The organism is Brevundimonas sp. FV1ye4L (assembly GCF_058681255.1).
In genome coordinates this window covers 1,310,745-1,333,414 of record NZ_CM178734.1, presented here as the reverse complement: position 1 = coordinate 1,333,414, position 22,670 = coordinate 1,310,745, and the positions used below count along the sequence as shown (strand labels likewise).

Below are 22,670 nucleotides of genomic sequence, written 5' to 3'. Positions count from 1 at the left end.
GTACCATCCGGGCATGGCCGATGGTTTCGACATTCATCTAAACGAAGATCAGGCGCGCTGGCTGAAGGCGGCTGCCGAGGCGGCCGGCTTGGACCCGACAGCCTATGCGATCCGGACGCTCGAAGGCGTAATCGGCGGCATCAGCATCGCAGGCGTGAGCGAATATCCGGCCTCGTGGGTTACGGAAGATGCGGAACGCTGGGCGGAGTATGAGCGGACCGGTGAGACCATCCCGCTTGAAGAGGCTCTGGCCGCGTTCGACGCCGCTCTGGACGAGAAACTACGCGCGAAGGCGAGATGAGGTTCACTGTCGTGGTGCTCCCGTCTGCGCAACGGGATCTGCTGCGACTGACATCTTTCCTGGCTGAGGCCGCGCCGTCGGCCGTCGCGCGTATGCGCTCCGTGCTCAAGGAGGCGCTGCGTTCGCTTGCTGATATGCCGAACCGGGGTCAGAAGCTCGACGACCGCGCCCGTAGGCTCAAAGCCCCGTTTGGCGACGGAGCCTATGTGATCCTCTATCGGGTGGAGCGGCGACGCGTTGTGGTTTCCCACGTCTTCCACTCAAGGGAGGATTGGCGTTCGCCAGGTGATTAGGCCGGCCTGACCTACTCCGGCGTCCACGCCTGCGTCGGCCGTACGAACCGCTCGCCCTTGGCCAGCATCACTCCATTGGCGGTCGCGACGCCCAGTTCCAGGCTTTCGGCGATGCGGCGGGCGCGTTCGATGAAGTGGTTGGCGGCCACGGGCGGGCACAGGTCGCGGGCCGTCTCGACGAAAACCTCCAACCAGCGATCGAAATGGCGGGCGTCGATGGGCAGGGGCAGGTGCTTCGGCATAGGTCGCCCCTGATAGACCCCAGTCGACAGGGCGACGGACGACCAGAACAGTTTCATCTGCGCCAGGTGGGGCGCCCAGTCGGTGATACGGTCAGCGAAGATCGGGCCGATCAGGCGGTCGTCACGGACGCGGGCGTAGAAGCCCTCGACCAGGGCGTCGATCATCGCCTCGTCTATACCGGTCTCGTCGCGCAAGCGCTGAACAGCGGCGTCGCGACGGGCGGCGGCGCCGGCGGGGTCTTCGATGCGGAAACGGCTTTCCATAGGGCGGGGAATAGCCGGGCGTTGAAGCTCGCGCCACTGGACGATCCGCCCAACCTCACGCGGCCGTGTTCGACGCCAGACTTGCGCATTGCAGGATTACGACCCATCCTCCTTGTTCTGACGCGTTTTGCAGAAGGTTTGACGATCATGATCATCGCATTGGCCACCGGTTCCGCCCTGTCCGCCATGCTGCTCGTGATCCTCCATGCCAACCAGCCCAAGCCGAAGCGCGTCCCCGTGCGCGCTCGCGACCCTCGACAAGGTCGCCGCTAGAACGCCAGTCGGCGTTACGCTTTTCGACAATCTGAGCCTGACGTTCGGGTCTGAGCGCACCGGCGTCGTCGGTCGCAACGGGACGGGCAAAAGCACCTTGCTGCGCTTGATCTCAGGCGACCTTTCGCCGGCCGAGGGCGTGGTGACGCGTCTTGGAACGATCGGCATGCTGGATCAGCGCCATGATCCTGAGCCGGGCGAGACGGTCGCCGATACGCTGGGCGTCGCCTCGGCCTTGGCGATAGTTGATCGCGTGCTGGCGGGGAGCGGCGAGGCCGACGATCTGGCGGACGCCGACTGGAGCCTGGAACTGCGGATCGCCGAGGCCCTGGCCGAGGTCGGACTGGCGGGCTTGGCGATGGACCGGGCGACGCCGAGCCTGAGCGGCGGCGAACAGACGCGACTGCGGCTCGCGGGCTTGCTGCTGGCGAGACCGGACCTGATCCTGCTGGACGAACCCACCAATCATCTGGATGTCGAGGCGCGGCGAGTGGTCGCCGACATGCTGGCCCGTTGGGACAGCGGGGCGGTGGTGGTGAGCCATGACCGCGATCTGCTGCGGCGCATGGACCGGATCGTCGAGGTCTCCAGCCTGGGCGTCGCCGTCCACGGCGGGAACCACGATCTCTACGCCGAGCGCAAGGCGACCGAGCGGGCGGCGGCGGAACGCGATCTGGCCGGCGCCGAACGGACGGCCGCTCGCGTGGGGGCGGACGCCCAGCGCCGTACGGAGATGAAGGCGCGGCGCGACGCAGCCGGGCGGCGCAAGGGCGCCAAGGGCGACATGCCGAAGATCCTGATCGGCGCGAGGGCGGAGCGGGCCGAGAACAGCGGCGCCGGCGACCGGCTGCTGGCGGCGCGGCAAGCCGCAGAGGCGGAGGCGGCCCTGGCCACGGCGCGCGAGCGGGTGGAGCACACCCGCGCCCTGTCGATTCCCATGCCATCGAGTGGCCTGGCGTCAGGCCGGACCTTGCTGGTCCTCGACGATGCGACCTGGGAGACGCCGCAGGGGCGCACTGTGGTGGGGCCGGTCAGCCTGCGGCTGACGGGGCCTGAACGGGTCGCGATCACAGGACCGAACGGGGCCGGCAAGACAACCCTGCTGCGACTGATCCATGGGGCGCTGGAACCGACGACCGGGCGAGTGGAGCGGCCGTGTCGGGCGGTGCTGCTGGATCAGGAGGCTACGATCCTGAAACCGGATGAAACCCTGGTCGAGGCCTGGCGACGGCTCAATCCTGAGGGCTCGGTCAACGACGCTCAGGCGGCGCTGGCGCGGTTCCTGTTCCGGAACGTGGCGGCGCACCGAGAAGTCGGCGAGTTGTCGGGCGGCGAGCGGCTGCGGGCGGCCCTGGCCTGTGTCATGACCGGGGCGGCGGCGCCGCAGCTGCTGATTCTGGACGAGCCGACCAATCATCTCGATCTCGACTCGGTGGCCGCCGTGGAAGGCGCGCTGCGAGCCTATGACGGCGCCCTGATCGTAGTCAGTCATGACGCCGACTTTCTGGACGCCATAGGCATAGAACGGACGATCGTCCTCTAGCCGATTCCGCCCGTCTGGCGCAGTCCCTCCCACAGGGCGATGCCTGCGGTGACCGACAGGTTCAGCGAACGCGCATCAGGACGCAGGGGAATCACCACGCGGGCGTCGACGGCGGCGTGGACATAGTCGGGCGCGCCGGAGGTTTCCTTGCCGAACAGAAGCGTGTCGTCGGGTTGAAAGACGAAATCGGGAAGGGGGGTGGCGCCGCGGGTGGTGAACAGAATCAGCCGGCCAGCGGGGCGGTCGCGCTGAAACCCATCCCAGTCGGAATGGCGGCGCATATGAGACAGAGGGCCGTAATCCAGGGCCGCCCGCTTCATGGCGCGGTCGTCGAAACGGAAGCCTGTAGGCTCCACGACGTGCAGCTCAACCCCAAAACAGGCCGATAGCCGGATGCAGGCGCCGACGTTCTGAGGAATGTCAGGTTGAAAAAGGGCGAGACGCATTCTAATCCCTAGATATACGCGACCTGGGGGTTTGTCGCGGTCTGTCTGCGAACGTTTCGCAAGAAACGTCAGCGACTTGCGGTCATAGGCCGCAAATACAGGCCGAGGGGAATACTGGGTCTCGCTTTTAGGGTTCGTGCCGCAAAAGAGGAGCGCCAATAGAGGCGGTCCCGGCGGTCTTCGAGAGGTGAAACGTGGCCGAAACGGGTGTGATTCCGGAAGGCGAGGGCGATCCGAATCGCCGCGACTTCATCCATATCGCAGCGGGCGCCGCTGCGGTCGGCGCCGGGGCGATGATCGCCTGGCCGCTGATCAACCAGATGAACCCCGCCGCCGACACCCTGGCCCTGGCTTCGATCGAGTTCGACCTGACCAAGGTTCAGGAAGGCCAGCAGGTCGTGATCAAATGGCAGGGCAAGCCGGTGTTCGTGCGTTATCGCACGCCGGCCGAACTGCAGAAGGTCGTGACCGAGGGCGCCGTGGGCAGCCCGCCGCAGACCGACGCGGAACGCACCAAGTCCGGTCATGAACAGTATCTGGTCGTGGTCGGCTCCTGCACGCACCTGGGCTGCGTGCCCACCTTCAACGCCGGCGACTACGGCGGCTGGTTCTGCCCCTGCCACGGCTCGCACTATGATGCGTCCGGGCGGATCAGAAAGGGGCCGGCGCCTCTGAACCTGATCGTGCCGGACTACGAATATACGTCCGACACCCGCGTAAGAATCGGTTGAGGGCGAAGGGGAGGACATGAGCGAACACGAATCCACCTACGTCCCGAAAACGGGCGTCGAGAAGTGGCTGGACACCCGGCTGCCGATCATCCGCTTCGGCGCAGACTATATGTCGCTGCCGACACCCAGAAACCTGAACTACTGGTGGACCTTCGGCGGCATCCTGGCCCTGTGCCTGATGACGCAGATCGTCACCGGCATTGTTCTGGCCATGCACTATACGCCGCACGTCGACATGGCCTTCGCCTCGGTCGAGCGGATCATGCGCGACGTCAACGGCGGCTGGCTGATCCGCTATGTCCACGCCAACGGCGCCTCGATGTTCTTCATCGCCGTCTATCTGCACATGCTGCGCGGGCTGTACTACGGCTCGTACAAGGCGCCGCGCGAGATGATCTGGATCATCGGCTGCGTCATCTTCTTCCTGATGATCGCCACCGCCTTCCTGGGTTACGTCCTGCCCTGGGGCCAGATGTCCTTCTGGGGCGCCGAGGTGATCACCAATCTGATCGGGGCCATCCCGGTGATCGGCGAGCCGATCCTGATCTGGCTGCGCGGCGGACCGGCGATCGACAATGCGACGCTGAACCGCTTCTTCTCGCTGCACTATCTGCTTCCCTTCGCCATATTGGGCTGCGTCGTTCTGCACCTGTGGGCGCTGCACTCGGCGGGTCAGAACAATCCGGTCGGCATCCTGATCCCTGCGGATCGCTCGAAGAAGGACATGCTGCCCTTCCACCCCTATTTCACGCTGAAGGACGGGTTCGCGATCATCCTGTTCCTGCTGCTGTTCGCGATTTTCGTCTTCTATCAGCCGAACGCCCTGGGCCACGCCGACAACTACATCCCGGCCAACCCGCTGCAGACGCCGGCGCACATCGTGCCCGAGTGGTACATGCTGCCCTTCTACGCCATCCTGCGAGCCATCCCGGACAAGTTCGGCGGCGTGGTGGCCATGTTCAGCGCCATCGGCGTGCTGTTCGTCCTGCCCTGGCTGGATACGTCCAAGGTTCGGTCGATGCGCTATCGCCCGACCATGCGGACCTTCTTCTTCATCTTCCTGGTGGTGGGCGTGGGTCTGGGCTGGTGCGGTGGTCAGCTGCCGGATGCGCCGGTTATTCCGGGCCTCGGCGGGTTCGTTCTGCTGGACGGTAACATCAACTCGTACCTGTGGCTGACGCGGCTGTTCACGGCCTACTACTTCTTGTTCTTCCTCGTGATCATGCCGTTCGTCGGTCTGAAGGAGACGCCCCTGCCGATCCCGGCGACCATTTCCGAGCCGGTCCTGACCGGCGCGGACGCGATGCCGGCGCTCGCTCCGGCCTCGCCTGAGAAGAAGGGGTGAGGGCCATGATGATCGGAAAAATCAAAGTTTCGGTGTCCAGAATCATCGCGTCGACCGCCGTGGCCGTCGGTCTTCTGGCGGCGGCTCCGGCCCTGGCGGCTGGCGGAGCGGCTCATCCGCGCTCGGGCGGGTTCAGTTTCGAAGGGCCGTTCGGGGTCTATGACCAGGGCCAGCTGCAGCGCGGCTACAAGGTCTACCAGGAAGTCTGCGCCGCCTGTCACGGCATGAACCTGATGCACTATCGCAATCTGGGCGACCGCCACGGGCCGTTCTGGAATCCCAAATATCCGAACCCGAACGACAATCCGGTGGTGAAGGCTCTTGCCGCTGAGGTTCAGGTGCCGGATATCGACAGCGAGACCGGCGAGCCGATCCAGCGCGACGCCACGCCCGCCGACAAGTTCCGCAGCCCCTATCCGAACGCCACGGCGGCGGCGGCGGGCAACGGCGGTGCGGCGCCGCCCGACCTGTCGGTCATGGCCAAGGCGCGCCACGACGGGGCCAACTACATCTACTCGCTGCTGTCGGGGTATCGCGCCGCGCCGGCGGGTCTGCAGATCCGCGAGGGGCAGCACTACAACCCCTATATGGCCGGCGATCTGACGCCCTTCTGGACGGGCGATCCCCACCATGTGCCGGAGGGCGGCTTCATCGCCATGCCGCCGCCGCTGCAGAACGGCCAGGTGACCTATGACGACGGCTCGCCCCAAACGGTGGATCAGTATTCCAAGGACGTTGCGGCCTTCATCGCCTGGACGTCGGAACCCAAGATGGTCGAGCGCAAACAGGCCGGGTTCGGGGTCATCCTGTTCCTGCTGATCTTTGCGGGCCTCACCTACGCCAGCTATCGCCGCGTCTGGAAGGGCGTCGCCCACTAGGCGTCGCTCACACGACCTGCTCATCAGCCCGCCGAAGTCCGCTTCGGCGGGCTTTTGTTTGCGACAAAAGGCGCGTGACATGGAATCGACACGGTGGGTTTCGCCCCCTAGGGTCGGCGACTTCATTTCCGGCTGTGGGGCCAAGTGTTCATGCGTATCGTCTCGTCTTTCGCCGCCGTGCTGTTGGCCGGCGTCACCCTGTCCGCCTGCGCCACCGCCGGATCGGATCAAGCCGCCGTTTCCTTCGACGCCGCGCGGATTTCAGAGGATATCCGCGTCCTGTCGAGCGACGCGTTCGAGGGGCGCGGCATCGCCACCCCGGCCGAGGACAAGGTCGAGCGTTATCTGAGCGAGGGCTACGCCGCCGCCGGGTTCGAGCCGGGCGGGCCGAACGGCCAGTGGACCCAGGACGTGGTTCTGAACCGCTTCGTGCAATCCAATGTCCGCGTCTCGCTGAAGCTGGGGGATTGGAGCCTGCCGATGACCCAGGGGCGGGAAGTGGCCATTTCCACGCGTCGCCCCGCCCAGCATGTCAGCCTGAAGGACGCGCCCCTGGTCTTCGTCGGCTACGGCATTACGGCGCCCGAGCGGAACTGGAACGACTTCAAGGGCCAGGACCTGCGCGGCAAGATCCTGGTCGTCCTGGTCAATGACGCCGACTTCGAGGAGCCGGCGCTGAACACCTTCGGCGGCAAGGCCATGACCTATTACGGCCGCTGGACCTACAAGTACGAGGAGGCGGCTAAACACGGCGCTGCGGGCGTTCTGATCGTCCATGAGACGGCGCCGGCCTCTTACGGCTGGGCGACCGTCGCCAACTCCTGGGGCGTGCCGCAGTTCGACATCCTGAGGCCCAATGCGGCGGCCGAGCGGGTGCCGATGGAGGGCTGGATCCAGCGCGATGTGGCGGTGGACCTGTTCCGCCGCGCGGGGCTGGATTTTGAAGCGCTGAAGGTCCAGGCGCGCAGCCGTGACTTCCAGCCCGTGGCCCTGCCTGGCGCCGGTTTCTCGACCGAGTTCGACGTTGCGACCAACCAGGTCACCAGCCACAATGTCATCGCCCGCCTGCCGGGCACGACGCATCCGGACGAGACGGTGCTGTACACCGCACACTGGGACCACATCGGCATGGGCGAGCCGGACGCGACGGGCGACCGGATCTTCAACGGCGCGGTCGACAACGCCTCGGGCACCGCCGGCCTGCTGGAACTGGCGCGGATGTATGGACGCGCCCCACGCACCGAACGGTCGGTGGTTATGATCAGCTTCACCGCCGAGGAAAGCGGTCTGCTGGGTTCGGAATACTATGCCGTCAATCCGGTCTATCCGCTGGCCAAGACGGTGGGCGGGTTCAACATGGATTCGATGAACGTCTACGGCCGCGTCGCCGAGCTGGGCGTGACGGGCTACGGCCAGTCCGACTTCGACGAGCGTCTGGCGGCGGCGATCCAGCCCCAGGGCCGCACCCTGGCGCCGGACTATGAAAACGCGGCCGGCACCTATTACCGCTCGGACCACTTCCCCCTGGCCAAGCGCGGGGTGCCGATGGCCTATGCCGGCAGCCGGGGCGACTTCCGCGACGAGCCGATCGCCCAGCGTCAGGCCGACCGCGCCGAATATGGCGCCAAACGCTACCACCAGGCGGCGGACGAGTGGTCGCCGAACTGGGACTATCGCGGCATGATCGAAGACCTTACGGTCTTCTATGACGTGGGCCGCGCCCTGGCCAATGGTCGCGATTGGCCGGAGTGGAAGACGGGCTCCGAGTTCGCGCCCGTGCGCGCCACGACGGCGGCCCAGCGCCGCTAAGGCTCTATCAAGGGCCGGGAGCCGCTCCCGGCCCTCTCCTTTTTATATCCCTTTCGAGCAGTGTTCATGTTTTTTCGGCCTGGACTGATCGCGCTGGCGCCGCTGCTACTTGCGATAGTGGCGGCCGCCCCGGCCGGTGCGGCGCCGGTCTCGGCCGACGCCTTTGCAACGGCGTCGTCCGCCAGGCCTCAGTTCAGCGCCGATCGGCTATCGGATCACATCAAATACCTGGCTTCCGATGAGTTGGAGGGGCGGTTCCCCGGCTTGGTCGGCGAACGTCTGACCCTGGACTATCTCCAGGGTCAGTATGAAGCCATGGGGCTGGAGCCGGGCGGCCGGAATGGGAGCTGGCTGCAGCCGGTCGAACTGGTGCGTTTCACGCCTGAGCGTGCGCCGACGGCGAGTTGGACAGGGGCGGACGGCGTTCTTCATGACCTGGTCTCGGGGACGGACATCACCCTGCGCGCCGGTCCTGCCGATCCTGCGCTGAAACTCGAAGACCTGGCTGTGGTCTTCGCCGGATACGGCGTGGTCGCACCGGAGCGGGGATGGGACGATTACGGCGCCTCCGACCTGACCGGCAAGGTGGCGGTCATCCTGCGCGGTCAGCCCGAACCCTTGGGCGTCGATCCGAATTTCTACGGATCGACTGAGCACAAGATGCAGGAGGCGTTGAAGCGCGGGGCCGTGGGCGTCATCACCCTGCAGGAAGAGAACAGCCGCTGGCGTCGCGCCGTCGGTGGCGCGACCCGGCCGCAGATGACCGTCAAGGGCGCCGCGGACGCGCGGTTCACCGGCTCCATCACTATGGCGACGGGGAGCCTGATCGGCGGCGCAGCACTGACGGAGGCGGTCGTACGGGCCAAGACCGCCGGTCTCGGCGGCGCCGTCGCTCTGGAAGGCAGCCTGTCGCTGGGTGTTGCCGAAACGACGGAGGTCATCCACTCGAACAATCTGCTGGCGAAAATTCCAGGCGCCACCCGCCCCGACGAATATGTGGTCTATTCCGCCCACTGGGACCACGTCGGCAAGGCCAAGGAGCCGAACGCCGAGGGCGACGACATCTTCAACGGCGCTTGGGACAATGCGTCGGGCACGGCGGGCCTGATCGAGATGGCGCGGGCCTTCAAGGCGGGGCCGGCACCGGAGCGGACCGTGGTCTTCCTGCACGTCACGGCCGAGGAGCAGGGGCTCTTGGGTTCCGAGGCCTATGCCGCCGACCCGATCTATCCGCTGGCGAAGACGGCGGCGGATATCAACATCGACATGCTGCCCTTCACGCCCGCGACCCGGGACGTGGCGGTGTTCGGCGTCGGCAAGTCGGAGCTGGAGGATATTCTGGCGCGGTTCGCGGCGGTTCAGGGGCGCACCGTGACCGGCGACGGCTATCCCAAGGAAGGCTTCTACTACCGCTCCGACCACTTCAACTTCGCGGCGGGCGGGGTGCCTGCCCTGATGCCGTGGAGCGGTCGCGATTTCGTCGAAGGCGGCATGGAGGCGGGCACGCCCTACTATGAGGCCCAGATGGCGAGCTATTATCACAAGCTGACGGACGAGTGGCGCGCCGACTACGACTTCACAGCGGCGGTGCAGAACCTGGACCTGCTGTACCGGCTTGGGCTGACGGTGGCGGATAGCGAAACCTGGCCCGCATGGAAGCCGACGGCGGAGTTCAACGCCATTCGCGACGCGACCGCGGATCAGCGGCGTCCATGAGGCGCGCCGGACGACAAGGCGGATTGAACCTTGGCCGTCGTCCCAGCGTTGTCGGCGGATGAATTTAGCCGCGCCTTCCGCCTTTACCGTCATTGCCTTGGTCCTGAGCGCCTGTGGCGAGCATCAGGTTAATCCGCCGGACCAACCGGCCGCCCCGCTGAGGACGCCTGAGGCCATGATGGCGGTTGAACCGCCGGGGCCCTCGTCGCTGGCGTCTCGGGGGCCGCGCAGCTTCGTAGGAGTATGGGCGGCCAATCCCGCCTGGTGCGCCCGGTCCGCCGGCGAGCGTCGGCCGATCACCGTCACGCCGATGCGGTTCGAGGGCTATGAGAACAGTTGCGATATCGCCCGCATTGATGAGACGCCTAACGGTTATGTCGCGACCCTGACCTGTGCGGCGGAGGGGCGAACGGCGACAGAACGGGTTCACATGGCGGCCAGCGGCGACGTCATGAACCTGACCTGGATCGACCGTGATATGACGACAGTCAAGCTGGCGCGGTGCCCAGGGTCGCCGCGGGCGCCGGATCCGACTAATCCGCTTGGGAAGATGCTCAAGACGGAACAGTAAAATGGCGCCCGCGCCCTCAGGATGGCGCAGGGGCCCGCTGCTCGACGAAGTCTAAAGCTGGGCGGCCGCTGGACGCACTCCTAGTCCATCGTGCGAAAGACTGAAGTTTAGATGCCGAATTTCATTCTCGGAATGCATCTCAAAAACGGCAGCTCGACTCTACGTAGAGAATCGTATTCATCTAAGTATATTAGACTAAGTGATAGTCCATAGAATGGTTAGATTGAATGATTGCAATGGCGAATTTATATAGATGTTAACCTGTGTGGGCGCGTCCTCAGGAAAAATAAGCCTGGAGGACGCCCGTGATAGTGAAAAAAGTATTCATCTCGATCGGATCGGTGATGGTTGCTTCCGCCTTTGCCTCAGCTCAAGCGGAGGAGCGGAGCGGCGTCTCTGGTGAAGCCATTGTCACCCAGCATCAGAACATGACCGCGAGACCTCCGGCCTCGGCGACCGCTCAAGCGATCTTCTCTACAGGCGTGGCCCGGGGACGTGATCCGCTGGACAGCGCCACGTCCACCAGCGCCCTGAGGCAGGATGCGATCCAGGTCCTCGGAGCTCGCTCGCTGGGCGACATCCTGCGCAACATTCCTGGGATCCGGACCGAGTCGTCGACCGGCGACGGCAGTTCCGCCTATACGATCCGTGGGCTTCCGCTCGCGTCCGGCGGCTCCAAATACATGCAGATCCAGGAGGACGGCCTACCCGTCCTCGAGTTCGGCGACTTCTTCAACGGCGCGACGGACATCTTCATCCGCGCCGACTTCAACCTGGCGGCGGTGGAAGCGATCCGGGGCGGTTCGGCGTCGACCTTCGCCTCGAACTCGCCGGGCGGGGTCATCAACTTGATCTCCAACACGGGCGAGGTCGAAGGCGGCGCCGTCCAGGTGACCACCGGGCTGGACTACGACAGCAACCGGGTGGACTTCCGCTACGGCGGCCCTATCACCGACACCCTGCGTTTTCATATGGGCGGCTTCTATCGCTCGGGCGAGGGTCAGCGCGACGCCGGTTTCCGGGCCTATGAGGGGGGGCAGTTCAAGTTCAACCTCACTAAGACCTTCGCCAACGGCTATGTCCGCCTGTCCGGAAAATACCTGGACGATCGGTCGCCTCATTATCTGCCTGGCCCGGTTCGGATCACCGGTACGAATGACAACCCGGTCTTCGGCAGTTTCCAGGGCTATGACGTTCGGCGCGATTTCATCATGTCGGGCCATCTCGGCGATGTGATCACCCTGGACTCCGACAACAATCCCGCCGTTCTTCGACGCAGCCAGGGGCAGGACGCCCATGTGCGGTCCATCGGGGTGGAGTCCCGTTTCGACGTCCGTGACTGGACCATCATCCATCGCGCCCGCTATTCGGAAATTGCCGGCGGGACGACCCGAAACCTGGTCTCGGCCATCTATTCCGGCAGCGCCCTGCCGGCCTCCCTGGGGGGCGGGGCGGGGAGCTTCACCTATGCGACCGGTCCCAACAAGGGGCAGGTGATCACCGACATCGGATCCATCAACGGAAACGGCCTGGTCGTCGCCTCGGCCCTGAACCGAATCGACTCCAGCGATCTGGGCAATTTCATCAGCGATCTGCGCGCCACCCGGGTCTTCGACGTGCATAGTGGTGAGCTGACCCTGACCGGTGGCGTCTACAACTCGACCCAGAGCTATAGAAGCGACTGGCTCTACTCGAACCACCTCCAGGACATCGCCGGCGGCGGTCAGTCGGCCCTGATCAACTATACGACCCCTGGCGGCGTGCTTCAGTCCCAGGACGGCTATCGTGGCTTTAACCGCTCAGGCCCCACCGCCTTCTTCCGGCGCAGATACGACGTCGATTACGACATCGTCGCCCCCTATGGCTCGGTCAACTACCGGCTTGGACGGGTCGCGGTTGGTGCCAGTGTTCGATACGACAGCGGACAGGTCGGCGGCCAGCTGTACGGGGCTGATCTGGGCGGCGGTCGTGTCGGCATCCAGTCGTTCGACTTCAACGGCGACGGCGTGATCTCGATCGCGGAATCCCGCACCGCCTTCACGCCGCTCGATCGTCCTGCGCCGGTCGATTACGACTACAGCTATGTCAGCTATTCCAGCGGCATAAACTTCCGCGTGTCCGAGCCTTTCGCCCTGTTCGCCCGTTACAGCCGGGGCGCGCGGGCGGGGGCGGACAAGGTGCTGTTCTCGAGTAAGGTCAGCACGATCGACGGGAGCATGCCCGATCCGGACGACGGCTATGACATCGTCGAACAGCTGGAGGGCGGATTCAAATACCGCACGCCTCAGCTGACGGTGAACGTCACCGGCTTCCAGGCCGATACAGAGGACACCAATGTTCAGGCCGGCGCGATTACGACGGACCGGGAATACACCGCCTATGGGGTGGAAGCCGAGGCCGCTTATCGCCGCGGCGGCTTCAGCCTGACGGGCGGGGTCACCTGGACCCAGGCCGAGATCGTCAGCGACAAGCTGAACGCCGCTGTGGCCGGCATGGTCCCGCGGCGTCAGCCCGATTACATCTTCCAGGCCAGCCCCCAGTATGAAACCCGCAGGTTCACGGTCGGGGCCAATGTCATCGGCGCCACCAGCAGCTGGGTGCAGGACGTCAACCAGATGAAGATGCCAGGCTATGTCCTGGTCAACGCCTTCGTCCAATACCGTCCGACGGATCGGATTCAGTTGATGGTCGACGCCAACAACCTGTTCGACGAGGTGGCCTTTATCGAGATCACCACCCCGTCCGTGCCGGCCACGGGTGTCGGCATGGGGCGCGCCGCCAACGGCCGCACCGTCAACTTCTCGATCCGCTACGACTTCTGACGACGGCGGCTCAGGGGAACAACGCCCCCGCCGTCTCGACGGCGGGGACGATTGGCGTCAGTTGAACAGGAAGTTCATCACGTCGCCGTCCTTGACGACATAGGTCTTGCCCTCGGCGCGCAGCTTGCCCGCCTCGCGCGCCTTGGCTTCGCCGCGCAGGGCGACGAAGTCGTCGAAGGCGATGGTTTCGGCGCGGATGAAGCCTTTTTCGAAGTCGGTGTGGATGACGCCGGCCGCCTGGGGCGCGGTGTCGCCGACGTTGATGGTCCAAGCGCGGGCCTCCTTGGGGCCGACCGTGAAATAGGTCTGTAGACCCAGCAGCTTGTAGGCCTCGCGGATCAGGCGGTTCAGGCCGGGTTCTTCCAGACCCAGGGTCTCGAGGAATTCCTTCTGCTCCGCGTCGTCCAGGACGGCGATCTCGGACTCGATCTGGGCCGAGATGACGACCGAGTTGGCGTTGTCCGTGGCGGCGCGGGCGGCGACCTTGTCCGACAGCTCATTGCCCTTGTCGGCCGAACCTTCCTCGACATTGGCGACATAGAGGGCGGGCAGGGCGGTCAGCAGTTGCAGCATGTGCCAGGCCTTGGCGTCCTCCTTGGACACTTCGGCGGTGCGGGCGGGCTTGCCGGCGTTCAGCTGGGTTAGGGCCAGATCGACCAGTTTCAGCGTCAGGCCGGACTCCTTGTCGCCGCCCTTGGCGCGCTTCTCCAGCTGGGGCCGGCGGCGCTCCAGGCTTTCCATGTCGGCCAGCATCAGCTCGGTCTCGATGATCTCCAGATCGGCGATCGGATCGATGCGGTTTTCGACGTGGGTGATGTCGTCATCGACGAAGCAGCGGGCGACGAAGGCCACGGCGTCGCAGTCGCGGATATTGGCGAGGAACTGGTTGCCCAGGCCCTCGCCTTTGGACGCGCCGCGCACCAGGCCGGCGACATCGACGAAGGTGATGCGGGCGGGGATGATTTCCTTGGACCCTGCGATCTCGGCCAGGGCGTTCAGACGCGCCTCGGGCACGGCCACGTCGCCGGTGTTCGGCTCGATGGTGCAGAACGGATAGTTGGCCGCCTGGGCCGCCGCCGTCTTGGTCAGGGCGTTGAACAGGGTGGACTTGCCGACGTTGGGCAGGCCGACGATCGCGACTTTAAGAGCCATGGTATTCCTCGTGAGCGCGAGCCTTTAGCGGGTTCGATCCCGTTTGTCAGGCTCGCGCTGCAAAAGGCGTCAGTGGGCGCTGTGATCCATGCCCGCTATGGCCGCCATTGCGGGCTGACGCACCGCCGCCTGCACCGTCACCTCGGGCGCCGAGGCGAATTTCAGGGTCAGGGGCACGGTCTCACCGGCCACCAGGGGCGCGGTCAGGCCGATCAGCATCAGGTGATTGCCGCCGGGCGCCAGGGCGACCGCCTGACCGGCCGGAAGCGGCAGTCCCTCGGTCAGCTGGCCCATCTTCATCATGCCGTTCTCGGTCTTCATCTCATGGATCTGAAGCTCTCCGGCGCGGGGCGTGGCGCCGCCGGTCAGCCGGTCGTCGGTCGCGGCGGTCAGGGTGACGTAGCAGCCGCCGGCCTTGGCCCCGTTCGGCGAAGGCCTGCACCAGGCGTCGGCGGCGGTCACGACAGCAGCAGTGGCCTCAGCAGCAGGGGCCGGCTTGTCCGCAGGCGGGTTGCAGGCCGCCAGAATGAGGGCGACGGCGGCGAGGGACAGGTGGGTTTTCATGGCGTCGGTTCTTTCAGGAAACGGCGGGACGACGCCGGATCATCGGCCGCACGGCTCGATCGAGCAATACGGCGAGGATCAGGCTCAGTCCCGTCAGGGGATAGAGGAGGGCGAGAGGCAGGACGATGCCCAGGATGGCGGCGCGGACGCGCGGTCCGGGCGGGGCGGGCGGGGCGGGCGGGCCGCCCAGGCGAAGGCGTGACAGGTTCGGCGGGCGGCGCTTCCACCACATGACCAGGCCGCTGATCGCCAATAGCCAGACGCCGATACAGCCCAGCAGCATGATGATCCGGTTCACCTGTCCGTACTGGGTGCCCTGGTGGGTGTAGATCCCCCATTCGATGGCCTTGGCGCCGGCGCCGAACCGGTCATAGCCGAGGTCGGCCAGCACACGGCCTGAAGCGGCGTCGATGTACATAGAGCGGCTGTCCTGGACCCGCCGGGCCTGGGTCGTGATCGTATAGGCCGTGCCCGAGGCGGCGGGAATGGAGACGGCGTAGGGCCGGGCCAGACCGGCGTCGTCGGCGGCCTTCAGCACCCGGTCCAGGGCGCCGTGGCCCGCGTGGTCGTGGGTCATGACCATTCCGTCCATGGCCCAACCGGCGCCGATGGGCTGGTCATGGTGTTCGGCGCGCTGCCAGGCCCCCGCGACGGGCGCCGGCGGGCGGCCGAGACCGCTGGACTTGACCGCGTCCATCACCGTGTCGCCCCAGAAGGCCGACCAGGGCATGCCGGTGACCGCCAGGAACAGCACGACCCCGCCGACATAGAGGCCGGTCAGGGCGTGCAGGTCGCGCCAGAAGGGACGTCGTCGTGTGTCGTTCGTCTGGGGCGAGAAGGTCGCAACGGCCCGTCCGCGCGGCCACCACAGATAGAGGCCGGTGGCGAACAGAATGATGGTCCAGCCCGCCACGATCTCGACCAGGATGTTGAACGGCCGACCCAGCAGGGTCAGGCTGTGGGTCTTCTTGACCAGTTCCATGAACCCACCGGCGGGAATGACGCCGGTCGCGCGGCCTGTGTGCGGATCGACGAAGACCGTCTTCTGCACCCCGTCGGGTCGATCCACGCGCAGGCGGACGGCCTGGTCCAGCCGGGCGGGCAGGACCAGATTGGCGACCCGACCGCCGCCGGCGGCCTGGTCCGCCGACGCCACCCAGGTCTCCGGGGGCGCTTGAGACTGAACCACAGGCACGCGGATCATGTCGCGATAGAGGGCGCCGTCGATCTCGTCCTTGAACAGATACAGGCCGCCCGTCAGGGCCAGCAGCATCAGCACGGGCATGACGAAGACGCCGGCATAGAAATGCCAGCGCCAGACGGCCCGGTAGGCGCCGGACAGATCGTCCGGCGCCTGGGTTGCGGCCTTACCGGCCATCAGTAGCTCATCCTCACGCCGACATAGGCCGAGCGGCCTTCGCCGGGGAAGAAGACGGCGGTCGAGACGCTGGCCAGGCTGGCGTCGGTGACGGCGCTGAAGTTCGAGACATATGCCTCGTCGAACAGGTTGCGCACGTCGGCGAAGACGGTTAGGCCGCGCCGCACGGTCCAGCCCATGTTCAGGTTCGCCACCGTATAGGCGGGCGACTTCAGGGTGTTGGCGTAATCGACCCAGGAATCCGCCATCGACCATTCCACGCTGGGCGCCACGAACCAGCCGGCCGGGTGATCATACCGCAGCTCGGCCCGGTACAGATGCGGCGGCACGACCGGCAGGTCATTGTCGCCGTAGACCTTGTCTCCGTCGAAGTAGAAGTCCGAGAAGGCGTAGGTCTGGCGCAGGCGCCACTGCGGCGCGATCCGCCAGTCCACCCCCGCTTCGATCCCCTGGTGAACCGTGGGCCCGGCGTTGAAGGTGGAGGCGGGAATGCCCAGCGCGTTGTCGATCACGAAATTCAGCAGCTCATGGTCCAGGTCGGCGCGATAGGCGGTGACGTCCCAGGTCACCGGGCCGCGGCGACCGCGCGTGCCGACCTCCCAGGTCACGGCTTCCTGCGGGACCAGGGGCTGATAGCCGCCGGCGGTCGGCGACAGGGCCGAGAAGTTGGGCGGCTCGACCGAGCGGGTGACATTGGCGAAGACCTGATCGCCTTCCTCGCTTTCCCACAACAGGCCGGCGCGGGGCGCGAACCAGTCGAAGGTCTTGTCGACGCTCAGGTCGATCGTGCCGGCGACGCCGGGGACCACATAGCTCTGATAATCGCGCTCGGCGCGGCCCCAGGTTCCCCCGGCGACCAGGGCCAGGCGGTCGGTGACGAACAGCCGGCCTTCGCCGAAGACGTCCAGCCCCTTGCCGTTCTGGAAGCTGCGGGAACGCAGGCCGTTCTGCTGGCCGGCCAGATTGCCCCACTGTTTGGCGTCCAGGTCGCCCTGGCGATACCAGGCGCCGTAGAAGGCGTCGGCGCGCAGGCCAAAGACCTGACCCAGCCAGTCGAACCGACCGAAGGCGCCGTAGTTGCGGCTTTCCTGATCGATGACCTGGAAGATGGGGTGGTCCAGATCCTTCCAGGTCCCATAGACCGCGCCCTCGAACACGGTGGACTCGTCCAGCCGCCAGCGGGTCTGCACCGTCGTGAGGATCGATTGCATATTGCGCTGATAGTTCAGTGTGACGTTGCTCAGCGTCGCCGTCTGGGGCTTGGTCAAGGCGTCCGACAGGCTGAGGCTGCCGGGGATTTCCTGATGGATGTCGCCGCCCGAGATCAGCAGGCGCACCTCGCGGTCCTGACCGAAGCTGCGGCCGATATTGGCGGACAGGTGCAGGGATTTGCCCTCGCTCTGCTGTCGCCAGCCGTCCACGCTCTGGCCGGTGACGGCGGCGAAGCCGTCCCAGTCGCCGCGAACGCCCGCCACCTCGGCATGGGCGCGCACCGTGCCATAGGAGCCGCCGTCCAGACGCAGGCTCAGGTTCGACGCGGCCGTGCGCCCGGTCGGGGTGACCAGATTGACCGCCCCGCCCAGCAGGGCGCCGCCGAAGCGCAGGGCGTTGCCGCCCTTGTAGACCTCGGTGTAGCGGGCGATCAGCGGGTCGATCAGCTGGAAGTCGCCGAAACCGTCGGCCTCGTTGAAGGGAACGCCGTCCTGGGCCAGCAGGGTTCCACGGTTATGGCTGGAATTGCCGATGCCCGAGCCCCGGATCGACAGGCGGATGTCGCCGCCCCACTTCTTCTGGGCGTAGACGCCGGGGGCGTCGCGCAGAACGTCGGCGAGGTTGGGCGCATAGCGGTCGGCGTAGGATTCGGCCGAGACGACGGCGACCGCGCCGGGCGTACGCGACAGACGTTCCCGCGCCTCGGCGACGACGGCGGGGTCGTCGGCGTTGCGCCGGGCGGTGACGATGACGGTGTCGAGGACGGCGGGCTCGGAAGCCTGTTGCGCCAGCGCGGGGCTGGCCAATGAGGCGAGCAGCAGGGCGCAGGGCGCCGCAGTGGTCTTGAGAGACATGATGATCCTGAAGTCAGAACGAGAAGGGCGCGCGGGCGCAGGGCCGGCGCGGGCTTTAGGTCTGGTTCAGGCGTGGGGCGGGGCGGTGGACGGCGGGCGCGGCGGGGCGCGGGCCGGCGGCGGGGGGCTGACGCGGGCGGGCGAATAGACGACGGTCTCGACCGTGCGAACGACCGGCGCCGGTTCGGGCGCGGGCGGGGCGGGGAGGGCGGCGGCCAGAGGCACGACGCAGGCGGCGCACTTGGCCCCCAGGTGCTTGTTGACCGGGCCGTCCATGCCGCCGGTCTGGATGGTCTGCGGCCCTTCGGCGGAACAGATGACCAGAGGCTGCCCCGGCTGGGCCGCCGCCAGGGCCCCGAAGGGCAGCAGGCTTCCGAGCACGATGGCGAACACCGCCGCCAGGAAGGCGAGCGATCTCGATGTCGACCAGTGATCGGCGTCGGAATGGTTCACGCCTCGCCTCTACGGCCTTTCGCCGGGGGCGTACAGGCTATAGTTCGCCGCGCGCCGCCTGGCGAGGGCTGAACTTGGGCGCGGGGGCCAGGCGCATCACCTCGCCCTGATAGCGCTCGTCGTCGCCGGCGGCGGCGAAGGGCAGGGCGTCGGCGCAGGCCTGGAGCAGGGCGTCCAGCCAGGGCTGTTCGGCCTTGTGGAAGTCGCCCAGCACATGGGGCATGACCATGTCCTTCTCGCCCGGATGGCCGATCCCCATGCGGGCGCGCCGGAAGTCGGCGCCCAGGTGGCTGATCAGCGAGCGGACGCCGTTCTGGCCGGCGGCGCCCCCGCCGGTCTTCATGCGGAACCGGCCGGGGGCCAGGTCGATCTCGTCGTGGAAGACGATGATCTCGGACGGCTTGATCTTGTAGAAGCGCGCGGCCTCGCCGACCGCTCGGCCGCTCTCGTTCATATAGGTCTGGGGCTTCATCAGCAGGACCTTGACCGGCCCGTTCGCCGTCTCGACCTGACCTTCGCTGACGATCGACTGGAACTTGGCCCGCTCGGGGCCGAACCGCCAGCGCCGCGCGATCTCGTCGGCGGCCATGAAGCCGATGTTGTGGCGGTTCTTCTCGTACTTTGCGCCCGGATTGCCGAGCCCGGCGATGATGATCATGGCGTCCTCATGCCGTGTGCGTCGCACAAAGAAAAGCCCCGCCGCGGCGAACCGGGCGGGGCCTGATCTTGTCGAAGCGACGAAAGCTTAGGCTTCGGTCGTCTCGGTGGCTTCGTCAGCGGCGGCCGAGAGGGCGGCCGACGAGACCTTAATCGTGGCGATCACGAAGTCGCGGTCGGTGATGGTGGGCTCGACGCCCTTGGGCAGTTCGATGTCCGAGAAGCGGATGGTGTCGCCCATCTGGGCCTTGGCCAGGTCGACAACCAGTTCTTCCGGGATGCTGTCGGCCTTGACCATGATTTCGACCGCATGGCGGACGACTTCCAGCGAGCCGCCTTGGCGGGCGAACGGCGCTTCGTCGGCGTTCTTGAAGTGAACCGGCACTTCGATCTTGACCGGGGCGTGCTCGTCGACGCGCATCAGGTCGAAGTGCATCGGGCGGTCCGACACGGGGTCGAACTGCACGTCCTTGGCGATGACCGGCTGGGTCTCTTCGCCGTACTTCAGCGTCACCAGGTGGCCCAGCAGCTTGCCGGTGTAGAGCGACTTGCGGAAGTCCTTCTCGTTCACCGAAATGGAGACGGGGGCCTTGTCGCCGCCGTACAGGACGCCCGGCACGAAACCGGCGCGACGGGCGGCGCGGGCGCCACCGGTGCCGACGCCATCGCGGACGTCCACGTTCAGAATGATCTCGGCCATCTGGCTCGCCTCAACAACAACGGAAACACCGCGCCAACCCTGGGCCCGCGCGGCGGGGGTCATGAACCCTCGAATTCAAGAGCGCGGGCTATTACACGCATCATGACGGATGTGCAACCGCCATGGTCGAGATCCCGCGCGAGATCAGGCCGCCCTGACCACGCCGCTCAGTAGAGCCTCGGGATCGGCGACGATGGCCAGCAGTTCGGCGGCGTCGAACGGTTTGGCCAGATGATGATCGGCCCCGGCCGCCCGTCCGGCGGCGACATGTTCTGGCATGGCGTTGGCCGTCAGCATCACGATCGGCACGCGCGCGCCGCCCATGGCCGTCTCGTGCAGACGAATTTCTCGCGTCGCGGTCAGCCCGTCCATCACCGGCATCTGCATGTCCATGAGCACCAGGTCGAAGTCCTGGGTCCGGAACGCCTCGACGGCCTCGGCGCCGTTCTCCACCGCGAAGATGTCGGCCATGGCCTGGCCGAGAATCAGTTCGATGACGCGGCGATTGGTGGGATGGTCGTCGGCGACCAGGACACGAACCGCGCCAAGCCCCCCGTGTGGCCCGCCTGCCGTTTTGGGCTCGCTCTGCGCCGGCTTGTCGCAGACCTTCATCGGAACTGTCAGCATGAAGGCCGACCCGCCTCCGGGTTCGCTCTCGCAGTCCAGGTCGCCGCCCATCATCTCGGCCAATTGTCGACAGATGGAGAGGCCCAGTCCGGAGCCGCCGAATCTGCGCGTAATGCCGCCGTCGGCCTGTTCGAATCGGCTGAACAGGCGTTCGCGGGTCGCGGCGTCGAAGCCAATGCCCGTGTCCTCGACCGTGAACCGCAGGGTCGGGGTCCCGTTCGTGTCGGGACCGCGCTGGACGGTCAGCCCCACGAAGCCTTTGGAGGTGAATTTGACCGCGTTGGAAATGAGATTTGTCAGGATTTGTTTTAGGCGCACCATGTCGCCTCGAATCCACAGGCCTTCTTCCACGTCGATATCGACGTAGAAGCCCAGGTGTTTCTCTCGCGCATTCTCGGCATAGAGTTGCGCCGCCTCGCGCACGGCGACCTCCAGTTCGAAGGCGTCCTCGGTCAGTTCGAGCTTGCCGGACTCGACCCGGGCGAGGTCCAGAATGTCGCTGAGCAGGGTCTGAAGCGTCCGGCCGGAGGCCTGCATCAAATTCAGCATCTCGCGCTGGTCGGGGGTCAATTCGGTCTTTGACAGAGCTTGAGACAGGCCGATCACGCCGTTCAGCGGCGTACGGATCTCATGGCTCATGTTGGCGAGGAATTGGCTCTTGGCGACATTGGCCGCCTCGGCGGCGTCGCGCGCCTCACGCAGGGCGTGGGCGTCGCGCTTCAGCGCCGTGATGTCGTTGCAGACGGTGACAGTGCCGCCGCCGGGCGTACGACGATCCTGGATCTGCAGCCATTGGTCGCCGCCGACCTGCTGTTCGATGGTCGAACATCCCTGGCGGCGGACGCGGATTCGTTCCGCGATCCACTCTTCCTCGCAGCCGATGGCCTCGTCGTACCGGCCTTCGTTGATACCGATCTGAAGAATCTCCCTGAAGGTCATTCCGACCTTCAGGAAGGGCGCGAGTTCCGGGTTCACCTCGGCGTAGCGCGCATTCCACAAGACCAGGCGGTCGTCAGCGTCGTAGAAGCCCAAACCGTCCGACATGGCCTCGACCGCCTCGCGGATGTGACCCAGGGCGCCCGCGCGCGCCATATAGGCCATGAAGACCAGAGCGGCGCCGACGCCCACGATCGATAGAGCGAGGATGAAGACCACGGTGCGCATGGCGTCGGGTGTCAGGCCTGTCTGTTCCCCCAAGCTGGGGTCCGGCGTCACGGTGATCGCGGCCATGCCCACAAAATGCAGGAAGACAACGGCGAGCGAGGCGCCCACGGCCGTGACGGCCAGCCGGCGGAGACTGCCTCGTTGATGGAAGAAGGCGGTGGTTCCGCCGATAGCCATGCCGCCGATCAGTGAGGTGAGGACCAGTTCGGGATTCCAGCTGAGCACCGCCGGTGCGCGCAGCGCCGCCATGCCCAGATAGTGCATTGCGGCGACGGCGGAGACCGCGACAAAGGCGCTCAAAACACGGCGCGGGCGGTCATTGCCTGTCAGGGACACGAAAATGGCCAGCCCCGCGCCGAGGATGATCACCAGAACTGAAGCCAGGGTCAGCGCCGGGTCATAGGTCAGGTCGCCCGCGCCGACATAGCCCTGCATGGCGATGAAGTGCGTCGCCCATATCGACAGTGCGCCAATCAGACTTGCCGAAATCGCAAGCCGTCTACGGCGCGCGCCGTCTGTAATCCGGGCGCGGTCGATGAAGCGGAAGGTCGAACCCATGCCGGCCAGACAGACGATGGCGGCCAGCAGGGTTACCCGCCAGTCGTGGTCATTCGAGATGCAATAAAGTACCCGGTCCACGGCGCCCCCTTCGAAGGGGGACGATGACCGAAACTC

At 66.2% G+C, this 22,670-nt stretch carries 20 protein-coding genes; 10 read left to right on the top strand and 10 right to left on the bottom strand.

Annotation, left to right across the window (positions count from 1 at the left end):
- The first annotated feature begins 13 nt into the window (after nt 1-13).
- Nucleotides 14-301: a hypothetical protein gene (locus ACW17X_RS06425; protein ID WP_492100152.1), complete on the top strand. Its 288-nt coding sequence runs from the start codon at nt 14-16 to the stop codon at nt 299-301.
- Nucleotides 298-594 carry a type II toxin-antitoxin system RelE/ParE family toxin gene (locus ACW17X_RS06420; protein ID WP_492100151.1) on the top strand — a complete coding sequence of 99 codons (297 nt, stop codon included), beginning with the start codon at nt 298-300 and terminating at the stop codon, nt 592-594. The genes ACW17X_RS06425 and ACW17X_RS06420 overlap by 4 nt, the downstream gene beginning before the upstream one ends.
- Nucleotides 595-605: 11 nt before the next feature.
- Here the strand turns inward: ACW17X_RS06420 and ACW17X_RS06415 are convergent, their stop codons facing one another.
- Nucleotides 606-1,100, bottom strand: coding sequence for a group III truncated hemoglobin (locus ACW17X_RS06415; protein WP_492100150.1), 495 nt, complete (start codon nt 1,098-1,100; stop codon nt 606-608).
- 205 nt (nt 1,101-1,305) lie between these two features.
- Here ACW17X_RS06415 and ACW17X_RS06410 point away from each other — a divergent pair, with 205 nt between their 5' ends.
- Nucleotides 1,306-2,916 (top strand): ABC-F family ATP-binding cassette domain-containing protein, encoded by a 1,611-nt coding sequence (locus ACW17X_RS06410; protein WP_492100149.1) that lies wholly within the window; start codon nt 1,306-1,308, stop codon nt 2,914-2,916.
- On the opposite strand, the gene ACW17X_RS06405 is transcribed toward ACW17X_RS06410, so the two are convergent.
- Nucleotides 2,913-3,362 (bottom strand): tRNA (cytidine(34)-2'-O)-methyltransferase, encoded by a 450-nt coding sequence (locus tag ACW17X_RS06405; protein WP_492100148.1) that lies wholly within the window; start codon nt 3,360-3,362, stop codon nt 2,913-2,915. The two genes, ACW17X_RS06410 and ACW17X_RS06405, sit on opposite strands and share 4 nt — an antisense overlap.
- A gap of 194 nt (nt 3,363-3,556) precedes the next feature.
- Between ACW17X_RS06405 and petA the strand changes: the two genes are divergently transcribed.
- The 7 genes from petA to ACW17X_RS06370 all read left to right on the top strand — a co-directional run bounded on the left by petA (nt 3,557) and on the right by ACW17X_RS06370 (nt 13,234).
- On the top strand, nt 3,557-4,093 hold the full coding sequence (gene petA / locus ACW17X_RS06400) for a ubiquinol-cytochrome c reductase iron-sulfur subunit (RefSeq protein ID WP_492100147.1): 537 nt from the start codon (nt 3,557-3,559) through the stop codon (nt 4,091-4,093).
- Between the two features lie 16 nt (nt 4,094-4,109).
- Nucleotides 4,110-5,438, top strand: a complete 1,329-nt coding sequence (locus ACW17X_RS06395) for a cytochrome b (protein ID WP_492100146.1) — start codon at nt 4,110-4,112, stop codon at nt 5,436-5,438.
- A 5-nt stretch (nt 5,439-5,443) separates the two neighbouring features.
- Nucleotides 5,444-6,316, top strand: a complete 873-nt coding sequence (locus ACW17X_RS06390; RefSeq protein WP_492100145.1) for a cytochrome c1 — start codon at nt 5,444-5,446, stop codon at nt 6,314-6,316.
- A gap of 150 nt (nt 6,317-6,466) precedes the next feature.
- Nucleotides 6,467-8,125: a M28 family metallopeptidase gene (locus tag ACW17X_RS06385; RefSeq protein ID WP_492100144.1), complete on the top strand. Its 1,659-nt coding sequence runs from the start codon at nt 6,467-6,469 to the stop codon at nt 8,123-8,125.
- A gap of 66 nt (nt 8,126-8,191) precedes the next feature.
- On the top strand, nt 8,192-9,841 hold the full coding sequence (locus ACW17X_RS06380; RefSeq protein ID WP_492100143.1) for a M28 family peptidase: 1,650 nt from the start codon (nt 8,192-8,194) through the stop codon (nt 9,839-9,841).
- A gap of 58 nt (nt 9,842-9,899) precedes the next feature.
- On the top strand, nt 9,900-10,412 hold the full coding sequence (locus tag ACW17X_RS06375) for a hypothetical protein (protein ID WP_492100142.1): 513 nt from the start codon (nt 9,900-9,902) through the stop codon (nt 10,410-10,412).
- Between the two features lie 428 nt (nt 10,413-10,840).
- Nucleotides 10,841-13,234 carry a TonB-dependent siderophore receptor gene (locus tag ACW17X_RS06370; protein WP_492100141.1) on the top strand — a complete coding sequence of 798 codons (2,394 nt, stop codon included), beginning with the start codon at nt 10,841-10,843 and terminating at the stop codon, nt 13,232-13,234.
- A 57-nt stretch (nt 13,235-13,291) separates the two neighbouring features.
- Here ACW17X_RS06370 and ychF read toward each other — a convergent pair whose 3' ends face one another.
- The 8 genes from ychF to ACW17X_RS06330 form a co-directional block, all read right to left on the bottom strand.
- On the bottom strand, nt 13,292-14,386 hold the full coding sequence (gene ychF, locus ACW17X_RS06365; protein ID WP_492100140.1) for a redox-regulated ATPase YchF: 1,095 nt from the start codon (nt 14,384-14,386) through the stop codon (nt 13,292-13,294).
- Nucleotides 14,387-14,455: 69 nt separating this feature from the next.
- The gene (locus ACW17X_RS06360) at nt 14,456-14,950 is read right to left on the bottom strand and encodes a copper chaperone PCu(A)C (RefSeq protein WP_492100139.1); all 495 of its coding nucleotides are present in this window, start codon (nt 14,948-14,950) and stop codon (nt 14,456-14,458) included.
- Nucleotides 14,951-14,963: 13 nt separating this feature from the next.
- On the bottom strand, nt 14,964-16,328 hold the full coding sequence (locus ACW17X_RS06355; RefSeq protein WP_492100138.1) for a PepSY-associated TM helix domain-containing protein: 1,365 nt from the start codon (nt 16,326-16,328) through the stop codon (nt 14,964-14,966).
- Complete coding sequence (locus ACW17X_RS06350; RefSeq protein ID WP_492100137.1) at nt 16,328-18,394, bottom strand: TonB-dependent receptor family protein; 2,067 nt, start codon at nt 18,392-18,394, stop codon at nt 16,328-16,330. The genes ACW17X_RS06355 and ACW17X_RS06350 overlap by 1 nt, the downstream gene beginning before the upstream one ends.
- Before the next feature lie 66 nt (nt 18,395-18,460).
- Nucleotides 18,461-18,847 carry a DUF2946 family protein gene (locus ACW17X_RS06345; protein ID WP_492100136.1) on the bottom strand — a complete coding sequence of 129 codons (387 nt, stop codon included), beginning with the start codon at nt 18,845-18,847 and terminating at the stop codon, nt 18,461-18,463.
- Nucleotides 18,848-18,884: 37 nt separating this feature from the next.
- Nucleotides 18,885-19,505, bottom strand: coding sequence for an aminoacyl-tRNA hydrolase (pth, locus tag ACW17X_RS06340; protein ID WP_492086409.1), 621 nt, complete (start codon nt 19,503-19,505; stop codon nt 18,885-18,887).
- Nucleotides 19,506-19,592: 87 nt separating this feature from the next.
- Nucleotides 19,593-20,204: a 50S ribosomal protein L25/general stress protein Ctc gene (locus ACW17X_RS06335; protein WP_492086410.1), complete on the bottom strand. Its 612-nt coding sequence runs from the start codon at nt 20,202-20,204 to the stop codon at nt 19,593-19,595.
- A gap of 144 nt (nt 20,205-20,348) precedes the next feature.
- Nucleotides 20,349-22,634, bottom strand: a complete 2,286-nt coding sequence (locus tag ACW17X_RS06330; protein WP_492086411.1) for an ATP-binding protein — start codon at nt 22,632-22,634, stop codon at nt 20,349-20,351.
- Between the last annotated feature and the right edge of the window lie 36 nt (nt 22,635-22,670).